Raw genomic sequence first — 15,763 nt, forward strand, 5'->3', positions numbered from 1 at the left:
GGTGTTCGGGCGGTATACCGAGATCATGTGGCGCGTCGAAAATCAGGCCCAGCTTGTCGATCTCGTGAAGAAGGGGCTCGGCTGGGCGTTCATTCCCGAGCACCTACTCGCGGACGACGGCAATCGAGCGCTCTACGTGCTGCCACACGAGCATCAGCGCTCGGCGCTCCTGTAGACGGTCGATTTGCTGTGGAGCGTGAGGAGCCGGCAGATCGACATGATCGCGTGGCTGAGCGGCGACCTGGCGAAGCTGAGGACATTGTTCGCGCTGCGCTGAAGCGGGCCGGCCGCGCGGGCAGCCTGTCGACATTCGGCGCGGCTGAGCCACCCCGGATGGCACGGCGCCGGCCATGCACGATCGCATGGGCGGAACACCGACGCCGGGATCAGTCGATCGAGTCCGGCCGTTTCGCGCATAAACGGCAGCGGCGTCAGCGAAATCAGCCCGCATGCGATCAAATACCACGCTGGCGAAAACACGTTGCCGCTCAGCTTGATCAGCAGCGTCGCGGAAAACTGCGCGTATCCACCGAAGATCGACGCGCCCGCACAATAGACGATCGACATCCCCGTCACGCGCACGTGGCTCGGAAACAGCTCCGGCTGCAGCACAAGCCCCGGTACGATAGTGAACGTCGACAGGATCGCCAGCACCGTGCACACGCTGACGAGCACGGTGAGCGTCGCCACCGCGTGGATCAGCATGAATGCCGGATAGATGGAAACGATCAGCAGGAGGCGCGAAATCACCAGCACCAGCTTGCGGCCGACGCGATCGGACAGCATCCCCGCGAGCGGCGCACAGACGACTATCAGCGCAGAGCCCGCGACGGGCGCCCACAGCGACAGCGCCATCGGGAAATGCAGCACCTGGACCGCATACGACGCGAGGTAATACAACGCGATATAGTTGACCGCGGTGCCGCCGATCACCGCCAAATTCCATCAAAAGTGTCGTCGACGCGCCCACTTCGCCGCCGAGCGCGAAGCCCTGGAGCAGCCGCGCAGCAAGGATCAGCAACGGCGCCGCAATGCCGGCCGATGCGTAGGTCGGCGCGCATGCGATCAGCGCCGAGCCGAGCGCCATCAGAGTCAAGTTAATCGTGGCCTTGCGCCCCACGCGGTCCGCATAGGCGCCGAGCACGAGGCCGCCGAGCGGTCGTGTAACGAATCCGATGCCAAACGACGCGGCAGCCAGCAGCCACTACGTCAGCGGGTCGCCAGAAGGAAAGAACAGCTTGCCGATGACCGGCGCGAAAAACGCGTACGTCGTGAAATCTAAGAACTTCAGGCCGTTGCCGAGCGTACCCGCCCGGTTTCGTAAATCGCCGGGTATCCGCCGTACGCATCGGCCTGCGACGCGCCGTTGAACGATTCGAGATGCTGCTGCGGATGGACGCCCTTGAGGTCGGGTGTATAGGCGAACCAGACGGCCGGCGGCGTTGAGTCGGCTGAGTTGCGATCGCCGCACGTATAGACCCATAGCCGTCCGGTTTTGGTCTTGCCATTCCCCGGCGCGAGCACCGGTACTGGCGTATCGTCGGCATGCAGTTTCGTTGCGGCCATAACGTGCCGGCGTAATGCGTCCACCAGCGGTCGCAGAAGGTTCGCGCCGTGGCCCACCCATTTCGCCAGCAGCGAGCGATCCAGATCGACACCCTCGCGTGCATAGATTACTGACTGGCGATACAGCGGCAGGTGATCCGCGAACTTCGAGACCAGCACACGGGCCAGCAAGCCCGGACCAGCTAGGCCACGCTCGATGGGGCGGCTCGGCGCAGCCGCTTGCACGATGTCGTCGCAGCACGTGCACGCCAGTTTCGGGCGCACTTGGCGAATCACTCGGAAGCTGGCCGGTACATATTCAAGCTGCTCGGAGACGTCTTCACCGAGTTGCTTCATGGGGCCGCCACACGCCGCGCATGTCTCGCCCGACTCCGGCCAGTACGTCAGGATCTCGCGTGGCGGATGCCCGGGGAGCGGCTTGCGCGGCGCTTGTTCTGGTGCGGTACGCGGCGTCTTTGGAATCTCGATGGGGACAGCCCCCTCATCGGCCTCGAGTTCCTCCAGTCGCAACTCAAGCTGCTCTATCTGGCGGTCCAGTTTCTCGGAACTGCGGCCGAACTGCATACGGCGTAGCTTCGCGATCAGTAGCTTCAGATGCTCGATCTCGGCCTTGGCGGTAGCGTTTGCTGCCTCGTGCGACTCGACCACGCCCTCCAGATGTCCGATGTGCGCATCACGCTCAAGCAGCATAGCCTTGAGCGCTTCGATGTCGTCCGGATCGGCACTTACCGTAGTCATGCCGGCAGTCTACTCGTCGGTCAGCAGGTTTACAACGCCCAGGGCGGCCCCGTCGTACGTATTGGCTGCCGCCAATCGATGCCTTCGAGCAGCATCGACAGTTGCGCTTGGCGCAGGCACACCACGCCACCATCGGCAAGTGGCCACACAAACCGACCGCGTTCCAGGCGTTTCATCAGCAGACACATGCCGTCACCGCTCCACCACAACACTTTGCCCAGATCGCCACGCTTGCCGCGGAACACGAACACGTTGCAGCTGAACGGATCTTGCTCCAGTATCGTCTGGACCTTGGCGGCCAGGCTGTTGAAACCCGAGTGCATATCGGTCACACCTGCGGCCAGCCAGATCTTTGTGCGGCTGGGTAGACCGAACATGTTGTGGATCTCGACGTGCCGCGCAACATGCGGAGCACCAGCAGTAACGTGCCCTCGTTAGGTGAGCCTTCGATGCGAACGCGGGTGTTGCCCACGCTGATCTCGATGGCGCCGGCCGGAGCAGCGCTGGCAACTGGTGCCGGGGCCGGCTGCCCGATCTCTTGCACCGGCGCTTCCACCGTCACGGGCAGCAAATCTCCCGGATCGTATTCGCCGGTACGCAGCGCTCGGCGCCATTTGAATACCAGGTTCGGATTCACCCCGTGTTCCATCGCCAGACGCGCCACCGATACGCCCGGCTCGCAGGCCAGTTTGGCCAGATGTCGTCGAAATTCGATGGGGTGATTTGGGATGCCTTTACGTGAAGTTCTCTTCGATGCCCCCGTTGCCACTGTGGTCCCCACTACTTTTTGGTGTGGATTCCTCTGGCAACTTCCTATCACATCGTCGAGACGGTGCGGGAGACACGCTCACCTTATGCCTATGGGGCGCTACCGGTCAGGGAGAGGTCGAGCGTACGTTCCCCAAGGATCGTGTATGTGGAGGCGGCTCGTCCTCACGGTGTAGCGCAGAACTTTGGAATCCCTTCCACAAGACGCCTAGAATTCAGTCACGACTGCATTCCACAAGGAGGCTGTCATGACTCAGTCGATGGTTGGTTGGGTGGTTGGTCTTGCGGTGGTCGCGGTGGTTGCCGTCGCGTTGGTGCGCCGTTACCAGAGCGAACATCCAAGTATGGAAGTCGTTCAGTGGTTGGATTCCCATCACTTGAGTTGGATGCATCGCAAACATTGACGTTTCCGCGCTGGCGGTAATAACCCCGCCTTGCCGAAGTTTACCGGGGACCAAACGCACCGATGCAGGCGGGCGCGTGAAGTCGACTATGTCGTTATCTCACCAAGGGTCTTGGCAAGGAGGCCATATGGATGATGAAGTGTGTACAACACATACGCACGTGGCACGCCTTCGCGTGATGAAGACCGTGTCTGGGCGCTATCGCGGAATCGTCCACGTGCACCGCATTGGAGAGGATCCGAACTCCTCTGAGGAACACGATACCGAAGGGGATTTTGCAACGGACGTAGACGCGCGTGACGCCGCCCGAACGCTCGCGCGCAGTTTGCTCGACGAGCAAATCGAGGCGCACAAAAAAGTGCAAGGAATCGATTGAATCTGCGTCGGCGGATTAGTCTCTACTTAGCGTCGCTCGGCAACGCGACGTCCATCAGCGCGTAGCGCGCCAGTCGCACAATGCGGCCGCTTGTCCGTTGATCTGCTTTGAGAGCACGAAAAAAAAATGTCCGTGTTACGACGCGAGCTTCCCGTTGACCGGCAGCATGGCATCGGCTCGCTCAATTTTAGATCGGGGCGCGAGTCTCCGATTGACGCGAGCGCCCATGCATTGCTGTTCAACAAAGAGCCGTATCAAAAAACTGTGTCGTGCATCCAATTTTCGCCTCGATTCTGGTCGATGATTTCTTCTGCGTAACGTTGCGAAGCCCGGCGTGCGTCACCGGCACTGGCAAACGGCGAACCGCCTACAAGCTTGAAGGTCTGGCTCCGGGTCAGCGTGGTGTCAGTACCGCGCAGGCAAACCTTGACCGCCGCGTCGAAACCGGCTTCGTGGTTGTGAGTACGGCCAGCGCCTGTGTGAAAGTGAGGATAAATCAGCGGATATATTTCGAATCCGCGATAGGTACGCATACTCATGATGAACTCCTGGTGATTGATGGCTACGAATTGCGTAGACGAGTGCAATCAATCCTGTATCGGCGCTACATGGTTAGCGTCGAACAAATCGGTTTCAAGGCACACCGGGCGAAGCCCGTTCGTCTTTGTGCCGGAAATTGATACGCCCTTTGGTAAGGTCATAGACCGACAATTCCAGCCTAACCCGGTCGCCGGCGAGAATACGGATGCGGTGTTTGCGCATGCGGCCCGATGCGTACGCCGCAACGACCGCGCCGTTTTCCAGGGTAACGCGAAACCTGCTGTCCGGGAGCACCTCATCCACGACGCCGTCCAATTCCGGCAATTCTTCCTTTGCCAAATCAATTTCTCCAATCAATGTGACGCGCCGCAATCACAGCGGCGTGCGGATATCCGGTCCCCGACAGGGAGCGGTTTCAGTGCAAATATCGAAAACGCCCATGCGTGGGGGGCGCGTACCAACGCGACATGCGGGCCGCACCTCGTCCGGCGTTAACGTGCTCGTTATCGCGTCTCGGTGGAGCGCTTCTTCCCGCTCGATTTGGCGGGCGCAGAGGGTGCCTTCGGTGGCACCCAGTTCAGCGCCGCGCCGAGCACCGGCAAATCCTTGGAGCGCCGTGGTCTCGCGAGTGATTTCTTGTTGCGCAACTGACTCATGGTCGAAGTCACCTCCATATGCGTCGATCGCGAACTCACGATGAATGAGCGCCCGATTGTTCGCCGCCGGATGCGCGGCATCCCCCACTTTCTTCCTTGGGGTGTACGTCTTGAGGCGAAACGGTAGCCGCAGCAGGACTGTGGGCGCCTGCGGCAGATGCGAAAGATCCCCGACGATGACTGCGTGGCCGATCCTGCACGCAGGACCGACGAATGATGTGGATTACTGAGGAACGATGTTCGACGCCTGCAGGCCCTTGGGCCCGTGCTTCGTCTCGTAGCTGACCTTTTGACCTTCGGCCAGCGTCTTGAAGCCATCGCCGCGAATCTCCGAGAAGTGCGCGAACAGATCGTCGCCGCCGCTGTCAGGCGTGATGAAGCCAAAACCCTTGTTGTCGTTGAACCACTTGACGGTACCGGTATCCACGGAAATTCTCCTGATATTGGACAAATGTATGCGCCCCGATAGGGGGGCACGAAAAAGGATCAAGGAGGGAGAGGACAACGAATACCGCGTTCCGCGGTCAGTGATGAGCAGCAATCGCGCTTCTTGAAGGCTTCAGACACCCACCCTACGGGGGACCAAACACCCTGTCAAGCTGTTTCGGTCGGAGCATTTCGGGTGGCATCGCAAGAACACGCCGCGATCGGCGAGGCTCGCCCCGGTTGTATACCCTTGGCTCCTCGGTTTTGATTTGCTTCGAATGTCTAATTGAAATTTCGACGATACCGTCAGGGCACCATCTCCCCGCGTATCGGCGATTGTTCACACGCGGCTGAGCCGGTCCGTGCCGCGCCCAATCGGGGCGGCATGCCATGCGGCGGTTCGCGCAGAACTTTCGCTGTACAAGTTCGCCAATGGGCGTAGGATGGATTTGTTGACTGACTCGCTACCGATTCCCGCGCCACTCAAGGCGCCCCCCTCCGAACGTGATCGGGCCTCTCATCGAAACCGCGCAATGCGGACGAGCGCGCCGCGTATCGGCTGCGTATGCGAAGCGCCTGATCGATGCATGTCTACAGGACACGAGCGTGTTGGATAACGCGTCCTGATCTCTTCCTCGGTCCATCCTGTTTCTGCGTCCGCGGCGCCGCCACGGACTCAAACACGCCTGGCGCATGGCGCGCCGGCAACGTCGGGAGGCTGGATATGAACAGGAAAGACCTGTTGAAATGGATTCGACGCGATGGTTCTGGTGTCATCGAACAGTTCCTGCCGTATGACGCTCGTGCCGAGATGGACGGCGTCATTCTCGATCGTCGTCATGAAATCGATGAGGATGCCTTCCTGATGTTTTTCTCGATCCGCGCGCTGTTGCGCAAAGGCGGAATGGCGAGCTACGAATCGGACCAGGAAGCAGGCCAGATCATGGCACTCCTCAAGCTTTGACTGTTCTGGTCGCGACGATACGCTTCGCGGTGGCCATGGGCCCCGCAGCAACTGAAGGAGGAAGGAAAATGCAACTCGACTCAACCCGATTCCATATCGACCCGACACCGCGCAGGGCCGACGGGGAATACATGGCACACGCGCGGATCAGCATCGATCGTGCAGACGGCAGTGAGTGCGACGTTCAACTGAGCGGAGATCTGGCTGGCTTCGACGTGCGCGAGGATGCGATTGCCTTTGCGAAAAACTGGGCGCTCGAATGGCTCGACGCGAATTTGGTCGACGATCTCCCCACGTCGATGAATTGAAATTCGGGTGGCACGCCAGCCGCCCGAGCAATCAGGGCGTCGCCGGGATCGAGGCCGACGGCAATACATGCTGCTGCCAAAGCAGGCTGACGCGGTGTCGAAGGACGATCGAGAGAATGGCCATCCTTGGAGGGCCACAGACCAAGGCAGCAAGCACGCCCTCCAACGGGCTCATCACCGCCAGATCGGGCCGCATGCGTTCCGCATCCTCGAAGTCCGCGACTCTCGTGAGCCGAACTTCCTCCCAAGTGCGGCGCGTCGCGTCGGGATCTCATTCCAGTCGGTCGAAGGCACCCGCTTCGAGATCTTTCCTGAAATGCTGTAGCCAGTCGCTTTCGTCGCCGATCACGTATTCCTTCGTAATCTGCGTCGAGAGCCTGGTGATGGTGACATAGCCCTGTAGACCGAGGTTCTCATCACCCTTCGGGTCGGTCGTATCCGTTTCCTGAAGATCGAAATCGCCCTCTGCCAAGCCACGGCACTCCAAGGTCGCCAGAAAGTCTCTGTGTTCATCCGGTTCGATCAGCCGCATATCCGGCCCCCTCGTGTTCAGCGGAGATGTCGCGCGGCTCGATGTCACGGGGCCGACGGCACGCGTTCGAGCGTTGAAATCATACACACCCAACTCATGCGGAATACCTTACGATCCCCCACATACGGCGCCACCGGGAAGCAAGCGTCATCGCCTGCGGTTTTATCGTCTGGGTCCTTTCATGCTTTCCGACTCCATGGCTGCATTCCGCTCCTCGCTCGCCTCGACAGGGTCCATCGCTTCGTCAACCGACGCCGTTGCGCGCTCGGCGGCCGCTTTAGTTTCGTCCTCCGGGGAGTCGACATCGCTGTTGCCGTCACCCGGGGGTAGCAGCATGTCCTTGAGCATCGCGCTCAGCTCCGGCGTGTCCCATGGCAGGCCACGCCTGGTTCGGACCTTTATGTAGTGTTTCACTTCCGCGTCCTGCTCCGCGGTTAACGGCAGCCCCTGGAAGGTACTTTGGGGGTCAGAGTTTGTCATCGCTGTCTCCTCCTGCTATAGCGTCTTCAGTGTAGTCCCCTTGCGACCATGAGAGTCGTGATCGAAGCGCTCATTCGTCGAATCAAATGCCGTGCGTCGCTGCGGCAGGCAACAGCTGGCCATCAGCAGTCGTTGGCTGCCTACGTCACCATGACATTCGATCGGCCGATTCCGTCAGTCAAAGGACATTCCGTCCGTTCATGACCGACCGATCACGTAGGAATACGAATTGATATGACCATACACTCAGACGATATTGGAGCGAAGCTGACCAGCGACGGCCCATGGCTGTAACTGACCGACGCGGTTCACGGGATGCATCGGCGATGCGGGCAATGACATGGCTCGCGTAGGCCTTAACCGATCCATATGTGCGTAGTATGTTGACGTCAACGGAACAGGACACCAGGTCGACCCGCTACTGGCCGGCTTCGGCTTGTGGCTGCGGGCACGCCAGAGAGCGAACATCGAGCGTGCGAAGGAGTAGGGGCGGACGCCACCGATCGCCTATGCTGGAAGCTCACGAGGAGCCGACTATGACGCCACATGACGTGATGATGATCTTCGAGCGGATGAACGCAGAGGGAAAGGCGGCCGCCGATCTGGACCATGCTTGTGCCGGATTCGCTGGCTGGTTAGCGGAGGCATGGAGTCGATTGAATGAGGATGAGATCGCAGTTCTGACGTCGATCGGCGCCTCGCTGTATCGCGAGGGGTATGCGAGGCGGTACTAGGCAGGCTCGGGGGCCAGCGTGAAGATATGGGCGGGGCGGACCGAAAGGGCGTATAAAGTCCGAATGATTATCCCCTCCGTTACCGCCGAGTCGGTCCTGGGCCTGTTCCGGCTCATTGCCGGGAGGGAGGAGCGCCGGACTTCCGGCGAGTCAGCAAGGATGGCGGCGCTCCTGGCTCTTGCCGAGCAGCTTGCACGCAACCATCGGGCAATGACAGAAGATGGTTGGGATGCAGCCGTCCGTGTTGGCGGCCTGTTGTTGCAAGCGGAAATGATCAACAACGACGCTGACACGGTGGCGCTTGAGCTGCTAAGCCGGCTGCGGCAGCGGAAATGAAAAGCGCGTTCGAGCGTATAGCGAGTCGCCCCCTGTGGAGTGGCCAACATGTCGACACACCTGCTTCTTCTCTACAAGGGGTACGAACTTCATCCCCTCGTCTTCGCCCGTACATTCAGTCGCTTTGACGGACATTCCCGTTACGCCGAAGGGTATGACATCGCGGTACGGATATGCCGCCCGGGCGCGATAGCAACCTCCGCCGCGAGCCGTATTTTCAGGCTGGACCAATCGCATGCATACTCCGACTTTGGTATAGCAAGGCGTGCCGCCCGGCAGCAGGGAAAGGACATCATCGACGGAAAGGTGAGTGGAGCTTCGGTCATCGACATGTAGTTCGGTCAAACGCAGCGGTCGGCCACGACGACGCGAGAAGCTGAACGCACGCATTCTTCCTCACCGGTATCGCCACCATGCAAAGTGATCGCAATGCGATTCCGTACTACCTTGTCTTACGGACTGACTGTCCACCGTATGTTCTGAACGCTGACCGCCACGTGCTGCGCCGCGAGGCAAGCCCTCTCCTGCGAGCGTTCGCGAGAGCCCGCGGCGCGCCGACCTCGATCGCGGACGACGCATGGAGCGACTTTTCCGGCTCGGAATCCATTTCGCTCCTTGAGCGCACGGAGATGCGGGCCTATGCACTGGTTCGCGGGGCCGAAAGCGAACATCAACTCCGGTTACTTGCTGCTCTCTGACTGCACCACCCTGCGCATTCCTTGCGGACGGCGAGCTCAGCGGCCTATTCGAAACGAGGTCTGTTTGCGAAGGCATTCAGTCCGAAAAATCGTCGATGGCGGCGTGACTGGAGGTACGCACATCTTCGATCGATCAACCCGGGTGGGCATGGTTATGGCAGCCTCATGCCGAGCGGTAAATCAACCGCTATAGTCACGCCCCTCGTGAACACCTGTCGAGAAGTATCGATCACTTCCTGGATCTGCGTGATCTGCGCCACAATCTCGCGCCGTTCTACAGCCCGATGGGTTGGCCATCGGCTGATCTGGATCTCATGACCCGCAGGTTGCGTTGTGGGCTACTGCTTCGGGATCCGGTCCGAGCGTCGTCCATGCGTCGTAGCGCAGCAGGCTTTTGGGTGGCCGCTCGACATTTGGAAGCAGCCTTTAGGCGCATCACCACTTGATTGACCGAAACGGCTCTAGCAACCACTGCACGGCAACGTACCGACTTCCCCTTCCCACTCGCCCATCCTGTACTCAACACCCGTGCATCTGACCGCGATATCTGACCGCGATCCTGTTCGAGCGATCCGACTCGATGCGGCCCCTCGCTACGCGAGCACACCTCACTTCGGAGGATCTATGAAATATTATCCAAGCACATTACCCGATCGACACGACCAGGTGACCCGACAAAAGGACCGCGACGATCTGGCCCGAGCCGATATCGAACGGGCCGAAAAGCGTACCCGCGACTATGCCGGCATCGATTCCAATGCGAGCAAGTGGCGCTATTCCGATTCCGACCGTCAGGTGAAGTAATGGTGCAGCGTTGCTCCCGATACCGCCAGAGGATGGCGCTCGCCCCTCGCGTTGTTGCGCGCCGATCCCGCATGACGCGTCGCGGACGTTCCGGGATCAGGTATACCGCCGCAGGCGTATCGAAAAATCGGCGATCGCGGTGACATCGCTTTGCTCCGCGTAGCGGCACCAATTTTGCAACTGGACCAGCAATTGTTCGCGCGATGCATGTGACCACGCCCATAGCTCAAGCAAAGCCTCATACCTCTCCACGTACACGCGTATTCGCCGGCTGGCATTGCGGCTCGTCAGCGCCTGCTGGTCGGGCTTGTCCCGATAGCCCCAGGCCTGGCGCAGCCACCGTTTCATACCAAGCACGAACGCGCGCTTGTCGTCGCGGCTCATGTCCTTGATGCGGCGCAGCTCCCACCGGCAGGCGCGCTCGAACATGCGCGCATAGGCGGCCATGACTTCATGTCGGTTGCGGATGATCGCTTGCAGCGTCGCGTCGTCGACCACGGCCTTGTTCGAGAGCAGGCGCGGCTTCGTTGCTACCCGCCGAATGGTCGCCAATCTCAATGCTGCCAGCAGGCGAATGTACAGCCAGCCGATGTCGAACTCGAACCATCGGTTCGACAGCCTGGCGGACGTCACGTACGCGTGGTGATTGTTATGCAACTCTTCTCCGCCGATCAGGATGCCCAGCGGGAAGAGGTTGGTGCTCGCATCGGACGTGGCGATATTCCGATAACCGCCGAAGTGGCCGCCACCATTGACCACGCCGCCGGCCCAGAACGGAATCCACATCATCTGGATCGCCCACGCCGACACGCCGGGCAGCCCGGACAGCCCGACGTCGATCACGGCCAGCAGCCCGACGCCGAGACTCGGATAGCGAGCATAGACGTGGGGTTCGAGCCAGTCGTCCGGCGTGCCCACCCCATACCCGGATCCGAACCTACCTGCATGAGATCGGATCCCTGGAGATCGTTCTCTAGCGTACCGACACACCCACCCCTGGGAACGACAATGATCGACGTCACATAGGAATCCGGAGTTGATCGTGGAATACCCCATCTTTATCACCCGACAGGAAGGCTCAGGCTATCGCGGATGGCTGCCGGATTTTCCCGGCGCGCACGTGGAGGGCCACACATACAGCGAGTTGGCAAACACCGCAAACGACCGGGTCAATGAACTGTATGACCAATGTGCGCGCCTAATTCCGTCCCCGACAACGGACATGGCGGCATTGCATGCGTCGTGCATCGACGACGGCGAGGGAATCTGGAGGTTCATTGATATCGCCCGGCCGACGTCGTGTTCGGTGCTGGTCTTGCTATGCCTCCCCAAGCAGCTCGTCGAAAAGATCGATGCAGTGGCGAAATCGCGCCATATGAGCCGCGAAGCGGTGGTGGCCGAGTGTACGGAAGGAATTGGCCACCCAGCGTTGCGGTCCTCCTGCCACGAACTTGTCTTGGCGTAGCTGCCGAACGCGACTCAGCGAATTCATCTGCCCGGGTTGCGTCGCTTCACCGATGCGGGAAAGTGATGCATGCGCCGTTTGTCGTCACAAGCGACGCGCCAAAGTAAAAAGCCGGCGCTTGGCCGGCTTCGAGTTCCGCCTTGCTGGGGCGGCTCCACGTTCTGTTTGAGAGCGAGGAGTTTTGCTACACATGCGCTATAGGTTCGGCAGAAAACCCATGCCCAGACGTTTCCTTGCATCGGAAATACGTTGCTTGGGTGTAACGGCTTTCCACGAATGGGCATGGCTTCTCTGCCGCTCCGGGTGAACCACGGGCATTCCATCGTCGGTCGCGCGTGCCTCCGCCTGTTCTTGTTGCTCGTCCTTCACATTTTTTTCCCATTTCGGGTAATCGTTCATCAACATGCTCCCTCCACAACCCCAGTTTCGTCATTGATTGGCTCGCGCCGTCCGAGTCGAGATAAAACTGCGCAAGCGATACGGATCGCGACGGCCCACTTCGATCACGGCGTTTACATCTCGATGAAGTCTGCGGCCGATCTGCAGTCTGTGCGTCATGTGTCAGCCTGCTCGTGCGAGCGTCTGAAGTCGGTACGCTGCCGTACGGGCGGGATGGCATGGATGCGGGTCTGGCATCAGCGCCGTTTCTCAAGGCGCTTCAAATCAGGGAGCAGGCGGTCGAATTCTCGCCTGACCACGCCGTAGCATTCGCACACGCGCTTCTCAAGCCCGGAGCGATCCAATACCTCGATGTGCCCATAGTTGTACCGGATCAACCCGGCATCCTGAAGTTTCAGCGCAGCTTCCGTCACGCCCGACCGGCGGACACCGAGCATGTTGGCGATCAGTTCCTGCGTCATTTTCAGTTCGCTCGATGGCAGGCGATCGAGGCTGAGCAGGAGCCACCGACAGAGCTGCTGATCGATCGAGTGATGTCGATTGCATACGGCTGTTTGCGCCATCTGTGTGATGAGCGCCTGGGTGTAGCGTAGCAACAGCCGCTGCATCGAACCGCCTCGACGGAACTCGTCTTTCAGGATGCGCGCATCGAGTCGGTAAGCGTGTCCCGCGCTTTGGACGATCGCGCGGCTCGGGGTTGTTTCGCCCCCCATGAATAGCGCGATGCCGATCAACCCATCGTTGCCGACGATGGCAATTTCGGCTGAGGAACCGTCTTCCATCACGTACAACAGCGACACGATGGACGTCGTCGGAAAATAGACGTGACTGAGCGCACCACCCGACTCGTACAGCACCTTTCCCAACGGCATGTCGACCAGCACGAGCTGCGGCGAAATATGCGCCAGATCTTCTACCGGTAATGCTGCCAGCAGATGATTTTCGATCATGGATGGCTGACCCGACATATGTCACTCCTCCAGTGGCTGCAGCCTCTACCCAAGACGCCCCAACGACACGAAGCGTCATCGGCTTGAGACTCGAACTCGCGAAGCAGACCTTGAGCGAGAATCCTGGCGTCTTCGAGCGCGAGACCGTACTGCTCTCGATGTGATATCGTCCAGAATGACTTTCTGCGTGTATTCGATCATCCTAGCACTCCGGGTGAAATCGAACGGATGCGGTCGACTCCGGACAGGTCGACGGGAAGCTGGCAAGGACGATCCGGCGACATCGGACCAATATGCCCCGTCGATTATTACTACACGCGATGTTCGGGCAGCGTGCGATCCTTGCGGATATTCCCCCGCCAGGATCGATGACTGGGCTTTCGCGTCAAGGCTGATTCTCGTACGGCGGAAATGCCGACAGGCGTGGATCGTCCACCGCGCCACCGACGGTGAAGTGATACAGGGATTGCCAGGCATGATCCTTCGCGCCGAGCAATGTGTGCATTTCATCATCGAAAAAACAGCCGATCCCCGTCGCGCGTACTCCGGCGGCTTCTGCTTCGAGATAGAGCGCCTGGCCAAGCATGCCGCATTCCCAGAACAGATGGCGATAACGCCATGGTTGCTTCAACGCGATTTCGAATCTCGCGATCATCCCAAGCGCAAAGCAGGAATCAGCACCGATATCCTGGTGGCAGCAAATCAACTTTGCCGCCGCGCGCAAATCGTAAGGCAGCAGAAAATAGAGCGGCAGATGGTCCGGCCCGATCTTTTGCCACAGCCATTCCGGACGCAGAGACCGCTTGAGATCCGGCAGTGCGCCCGGCGTTCTCACGAGCATATAGAGGCCCGGCTCCAGGCCGTCGACGCGGTGCACCAATAGCGCCGCATGCACTGCGGCCGGAGACATCAGCGCATTCCACGGCGGCGTGTCGGGATGTGTCAGCAGGCACGCCAGCATGCTGAAAAGAGCCGCGTCGCTGATGCGCGTCGTGCCATCGAAATTCACGGCGCTGCGACGCTGTCTGGCGATTCGGGCGAAGCTGAGATCGAGGGCTGGCGTCGCCGGCGCTGCACACTGCTCCGGGTTCGGCGAGGGTGATTCGCGAGTATGGGTCTTGTGTGTGGCGCGATGAATCGAATCGATGTCCAGCCACGTCACATGTCCCGAACTCAGTTGATTGGCGCGTCCGTGCCACTGTGCCCTGTCCAGAGCGATCAGCATGCGCTCGAGATCGGGCCGCGTGTCAGGGTTGCCGATCCAGAGCAAAAGATCCGGCGCCTCCGTTTCGGCATCCTTGAAATCTTCGCGGCGATCCACTCCAAGTAAGCCGGCCACTGCATCATCCGCAGCCGACTCCATCAACCGCGTCTGCCAGCCGAGCGCCGCGGCTGCGTAACTCATCGCAGCGATGACATGACCGCAATCCTGCTGGCAGTAGCGCCAGGCGCGCATGCCGTATTTCCACACCTCGCGCCAATGGATCGAGCTTATGCCGACCAGGACACCACTTTCCGAAAACGCCTCGGTCCATTGTGGCTCGTCCACCGCAGCGCGATGTTCAAGCGCATGATCCCGGCTCAGGTAGTGGTAGACGCCTGCGGACAAGCCGGGCAGAGCCGGACATAGAAGATAGCCCTCGGTCGGATGCAGATTTCCACTCGAAGGGTTGCAGCGCAGTGCCCACCGCTGGGCGCCATAGGATTTCCACGCCGACAGGCCGAGTGAGAGTTCGAACAGGATTGCCAGATGGGACAGATCGAATCCCTGTGCGGGCGGCAAGGTGCCGCAGCGTAACGCGTTGTAGCGCGTGGCCAGGGTGTCCGCGGCTAACGGCAGAGCAACGCGCGGTGCGCCGTGAAATACCCGAAACGGATCCGGCTGGGTTGTCCAGTCGAGCCCCCCAGGGCCAGGAGCGTAGAAGTTGAGACGGTGCTTGCTGCGTTCGTGATAATCAAGCAGCGCATGCTTTGACCGATCCATGCCCCCTCTCACCCCAGAATACCCGCACACGCGGCTAGCGCAGGTCAGAATGAAGGCGCACGTGGAGTGCGGGCGCAAACGAGGGCCACTCTCACGAGATCGTGTACCAGTTCTGGGAACCACCCTTGTAAAGGTCTCTGGCAAGTCCCAGAATCCGGTCGCGATTACGGTCGAAGGCCGCAAGCAAGGCGAGCTCGCCAGAACCCATGTGGGAGTTCAGTTTCGCCAGCATCGCATCGTCGACCAGAAAGGTAATCTCGCGAGAATTGTCGTAGCCCCAAAAGCATACACAGTGTCTGGAAGCGTCGTAGGTGCGACTGGGATTGGGAAAGTTGAGTGTCACGGCGCTATTCCCCATCTAACCCTCCTGACAGATATAACGCCACTTGCTCGCGTTGACATTGATGCGAGCGTCATTTTCGCGCCGCTTCTCGGCACGCTCGCTGTCCGCGCGCTTCAGTGCCGACGCGCGCGCCTTTTTCACGTCAGCGTAATCGCTGTGCCTGGCGGGCGTGGCTGGCTTCAGTTCGGTTTGCTTAGGCATGCCGGTTCCCAAAAAGAGAATTTCAAATTTCAGGACCGTCGCGGTGACTGAATTTCGTCGTCGCCCGCCCTATACGAGGACCGGACGACGA

At 60.1% G+C, this 15,763-nt stretch carries 24 protein-coding genes and 4 pseudogenes; 13 read left to right on the forward strand and 15 right to left on the reverse strand.

What is annotated here, in order from left to right:
* Positions 1 to 25 precede the first annotated feature (25 nt).
* The gene (locus tag LGN19_RS23975) at positions 26 to 175 is read left to right on the forward strand and encodes a hypothetical protein (protein ID WP_226217506.1); all 150 of its coding nucleotides are present in this window, start codon (positions 26 to 28) and stop codon (positions 173 to 175) included.
* On the opposite strand, the pseudogene LGN19_RS23980 reads toward LGN19_RS23975, so the two are convergent.
* The 4 genes and pseudogenes from LGN19_RS23980 to tnpA all read right to left on the reverse strand — a co-directional run bounded on the left by LGN19_RS23980 (position 154) and on the right by tnpA (position 3,085).
* Positions 154 to 1,336: pseudogene (locus LGN19_RS23980) on the reverse strand (MFS transporter). The gene LGN19_RS23975 and the pseudogene LGN19_RS23980 sit on opposite strands and share 22 nt — an antisense overlap.
* Positions 1,297 to 2,304: pseudogene (tnpC, locus tag LGN19_RS23985) on the reverse strand (IS66 family transposase); the annotation flags it as partial. The pseudogenes LGN19_RS23980 and tnpC, both read right to left, overlap by 40 nt.
* A 29-nt stretch (positions 2,305 to 2,333) precedes the next feature.
* A complete protein-coding gene (gene tnpB, locus LGN19_RS23990; RefSeq protein ID WP_122948218.1) occupies positions 2,334 to 2,681 on the reverse strand; it encodes an IS66 family insertion sequence element accessory protein TnpB in 348 nt (115 codons plus the stop codon).
* On the reverse strand, positions 2,633 to 3,085 hold the full coding sequence (gene tnpA / locus LGN19_RS23995; protein WP_122948219.1) for an IS66-like element accessory protein TnpA: 453 nt from the start codon (positions 3,083 to 3,085) through the stop codon (positions 2,633 to 2,635). Before tnpA ends, tnpB begins: the two co-directional genes overlap by 49 nt.
* Before the next feature lie 235 nt (positions 3,086 to 3,320).
* Between tnpA and LGN19_RS24000 the strand changes: the two genes are divergently transcribed.
* Both LGN19_RS24000 and LGN19_RS24005 read left to right on the forward strand, forming a co-directional pair.
* Positions 3,321 to 3,476: a hypothetical protein gene (locus LGN19_RS24000; protein WP_164462745.1), complete on the forward strand. Its 156-nt coding sequence runs from the start codon at positions 3,321 to 3,323 to the stop codon at positions 3,474 to 3,476.
* A gap of 127 nt (positions 3,477 to 3,603) precedes the next feature.
* Positions 3,604 to 3,852: a hypothetical protein gene (locus tag LGN19_RS24005; protein ID WP_226217508.1), complete on the forward strand. Its 249-nt coding sequence runs from the start codon at positions 3,604 to 3,606 to the stop codon at positions 3,850 to 3,852.
* A 254-nt stretch (positions 3,853 to 4,106) separates the two neighbouring features.
* Here the strand turns inward: LGN19_RS24005 and LGN19_RS24010 are convergent, their stop codons facing one another.
* The 3 genes from LGN19_RS24010 to LGN19_RS24020 all read right to left on the reverse strand — a co-directional run bounded on the left by LGN19_RS24010 (position 4,107) and on the right by LGN19_RS24020 (position 5,475).
* A complete protein-coding gene (locus LGN19_RS24010) occupies positions 4,107 to 4,391 on the reverse strand; it encodes a hypothetical protein (protein WP_122949643.1) in 285 nt (94 codons plus the stop codon).
* A gap of 94 nt (positions 4,392 to 4,485) precedes the next feature.
* A complete protein-coding gene (gene infA / locus LGN19_RS24015) occupies positions 4,486 to 4,731 on the reverse strand; it encodes a translation initiation factor IF-1 (RefSeq protein ID WP_122948221.1) in 246 nt (81 codons plus the stop codon).
* Positions 4,732 to 5,271: 540 nt separating this feature from the next.
* Complete coding sequence (locus tag LGN19_RS24020; RefSeq protein ID WP_012339004.1) at positions 5,272 to 5,475, reverse strand: cold-shock protein; 204 nt, start codon at positions 5,473 to 5,475, stop codon at positions 5,272 to 5,274.
* Positions 5,476 to 6,198: 723 nt separating this feature from the next.
* On the opposite strand from LGN19_RS24020, the gene LGN19_RS24025 reads away from it, so the two are divergent.
* A complete protein-coding gene (locus tag LGN19_RS24025) occupies positions 6,199 to 6,438 on the forward strand; it encodes a hypothetical protein (RefSeq protein ID WP_012339005.1) in 240 nt (79 codons plus the stop codon).
* Positions 6,439 to 6,506: 68 nt separating this feature from the next.
* Positions 6,507 to 6,746, forward strand: coding sequence for a hypothetical protein (locus LGN19_RS24030; RefSeq protein ID WP_012339006.1), 240 nt, complete (start codon positions 6,507 to 6,509; stop codon positions 6,744 to 6,746).
* Positions 6,747 to 7,017: 271 nt separating this feature from the next.
* Here the strand turns inward: LGN19_RS24030 and LGN19_RS24035 are convergent, their stop codons facing one another.
* Together LGN19_RS24035 and LGN19_RS24040 are read right to left on the reverse strand one after the other, a co-directional pair.
* Entirely contained in the window at positions 7,018 to 7,278 is a 261-nt protein-coding gene (locus tag LGN19_RS24035) for a hypothetical protein (protein WP_009907034.1), read from the reverse strand.
* A gap of 162 nt (positions 7,279 to 7,440) precedes the next feature.
* Positions 7,441 to 7,758 carry a hypothetical protein gene (locus LGN19_RS24040; RefSeq protein ID WP_009907033.1) on the reverse strand — a complete coding sequence of 106 codons (318 nt, stop codon included), beginning with the start codon at positions 7,756 to 7,758 and terminating at the stop codon, positions 7,441 to 7,443.
* Positions 7,759 to 8,179: 421 nt separating this feature from the next.
* Between LGN19_RS24040 and LGN19_RS24045 the strand changes: the two are divergent.
* The 7 genes and pseudogenes from LGN19_RS24045 to LGN19_RS24070 form a co-directional block, all read left to right on the forward strand.
* Positions 8,180 to 8,242: pseudogene (locus LGN19_RS24045) on the forward strand (DUF159 family protein); the annotation flags it as partial.
* Positions 8,243 to 8,294: 52 nt separating this feature from the next.
* On the forward strand, positions 8,295 to 8,492 hold the full coding sequence (locus LGN19_RS24050) for a hypothetical protein (RefSeq protein WP_012339007.1): 198 nt from the start codon (positions 8,295 to 8,297) through the stop codon (positions 8,490 to 8,492).
* Positions 8,493 to 8,555: 63 nt separating this feature from the next.
* Positions 8,556 to 8,828, forward strand: a complete 273-nt coding sequence (locus LGN19_RS24055) for a hypothetical protein (RefSeq protein WP_122948222.1) — start codon at positions 8,556 to 8,558, stop codon at positions 8,826 to 8,828.
* Positions 8,829 to 8,876: 48 nt separating this feature from the next.
* Positions 8,877 to 9,164 (forward strand): hypothetical protein, encoded by a 288-nt coding sequence (locus tag LGN19_RS24060; RefSeq protein WP_009907030.1) that lies wholly within the window; start codon positions 8,877 to 8,879, stop codon positions 9,162 to 9,164.
* Between the two features lie 77 nt (positions 9,165 to 9,241).
* Complete coding sequence (locus LGN19_RS39825) at positions 9,242 to 9,526, forward strand: hypothetical protein (RefSeq protein WP_009907029.1); 285 nt, start codon at positions 9,242 to 9,244, stop codon at positions 9,524 to 9,526.
* 179 nt (positions 9,527 to 9,705) lie between these two features.
* Positions 9,706 to 9,928, forward strand: a pseudogene (locus LGN19_RS24065) (IS5/IS1182 family transposase); the annotation flags it as partial.
* Between the two features lie 222 nt (positions 9,929 to 10,150).
* Positions 10,151 to 10,330, forward strand: a complete 180-nt coding sequence (locus LGN19_RS24070; protein ID WP_029227485.1) for a hypothetical protein — start codon at positions 10,151 to 10,153, stop codon at positions 10,328 to 10,330.
* A 96-nt stretch (positions 10,331 to 10,426) separates the two neighbouring features.
* On the opposite strand, the gene LGN19_RS24075 is transcribed toward LGN19_RS24070, so the two are convergent.
* Complete coding sequence (locus LGN19_RS24075) at positions 10,427 to 11,395, reverse strand: fatty acid desaturase (protein WP_306427275.1); 969 nt, start codon at positions 11,393 to 11,395, stop codon at positions 10,427 to 10,429.
* Between LGN19_RS24075 and LGN19_RS24080 the strand changes: the two genes are divergently transcribed.
* Positions 11,373 to 11,795: a type II toxin-antitoxin system HicB family antitoxin gene (locus LGN19_RS24080; RefSeq protein WP_029227484.1), complete on the forward strand. Its 423-nt coding sequence runs from the start codon at positions 11,373 to 11,375 to the stop codon at positions 11,793 to 11,795. The two genes, LGN19_RS24075 and LGN19_RS24080, sit on opposite strands and share 23 nt — an antisense overlap.
* Before the next feature lie 195 nt (positions 11,796 to 11,990).
* Here the strand turns inward: LGN19_RS24080 and LGN19_RS24085 are convergent, their stop codons facing one another.
* The 5 genes from LGN19_RS24085 to LGN19_RS24105 form a co-directional block, all read right to left on the reverse strand.
* Positions 11,991 to 12,200 carry a hypothetical protein gene (locus tag LGN19_RS24085; RefSeq protein WP_226217510.1) on the reverse strand — a complete coding sequence of 70 codons (210 nt, stop codon included), beginning with the start codon at positions 12,198 to 12,200 and terminating at the stop codon, positions 11,991 to 11,993.
* Positions 12,201 to 12,430: 230 nt separating this feature from the next.
* Positions 12,431 to 13,162, reverse strand: coding sequence for a Crp/Fnr family transcriptional regulator (locus tag LGN19_RS24090; protein WP_006480091.1), 732 nt, complete (start codon positions 13,160 to 13,162; stop codon positions 12,431 to 12,433).
* Between the two features lie 367 nt (positions 13,163 to 13,529).
* On the reverse strand, positions 13,530 to 15,128 hold the full coding sequence (locus LGN19_RS24095; RefSeq protein WP_029227483.1) for a SagB/ThcOx family dehydrogenase: 1,599 nt from the start codon (positions 15,126 to 15,128) through the stop codon (positions 13,530 to 13,532).
* A gap of 91 nt (positions 15,129 to 15,219) precedes the next feature.
* Complete coding sequence (locus tag LGN19_RS24100; RefSeq protein WP_009907020.1) at positions 15,220 to 15,486, reverse strand: DUF1488 domain-containing protein; 267 nt, start codon at positions 15,484 to 15,486, stop codon at positions 15,220 to 15,222.
* A complete protein-coding gene (locus tag LGN19_RS24105; protein WP_034175064.1) occupies positions 15,487 to 15,672 on the reverse strand; it encodes a hypothetical protein in 186 nt (61 codons plus the stop codon). It lies immediately after the preceding gene.
* Positions 15,673 to 15,763 lie beyond the last annotated feature (91 nt).

It is taken from the genome of Burkholderia sp. AU30198, from assembly GCF_020419825.1.
Taxonomy (GTDB): Bacteria; Pseudomonadota; Gammaproteobacteria; order Burkholderiales; family Burkholderiaceae; genus Burkholderia.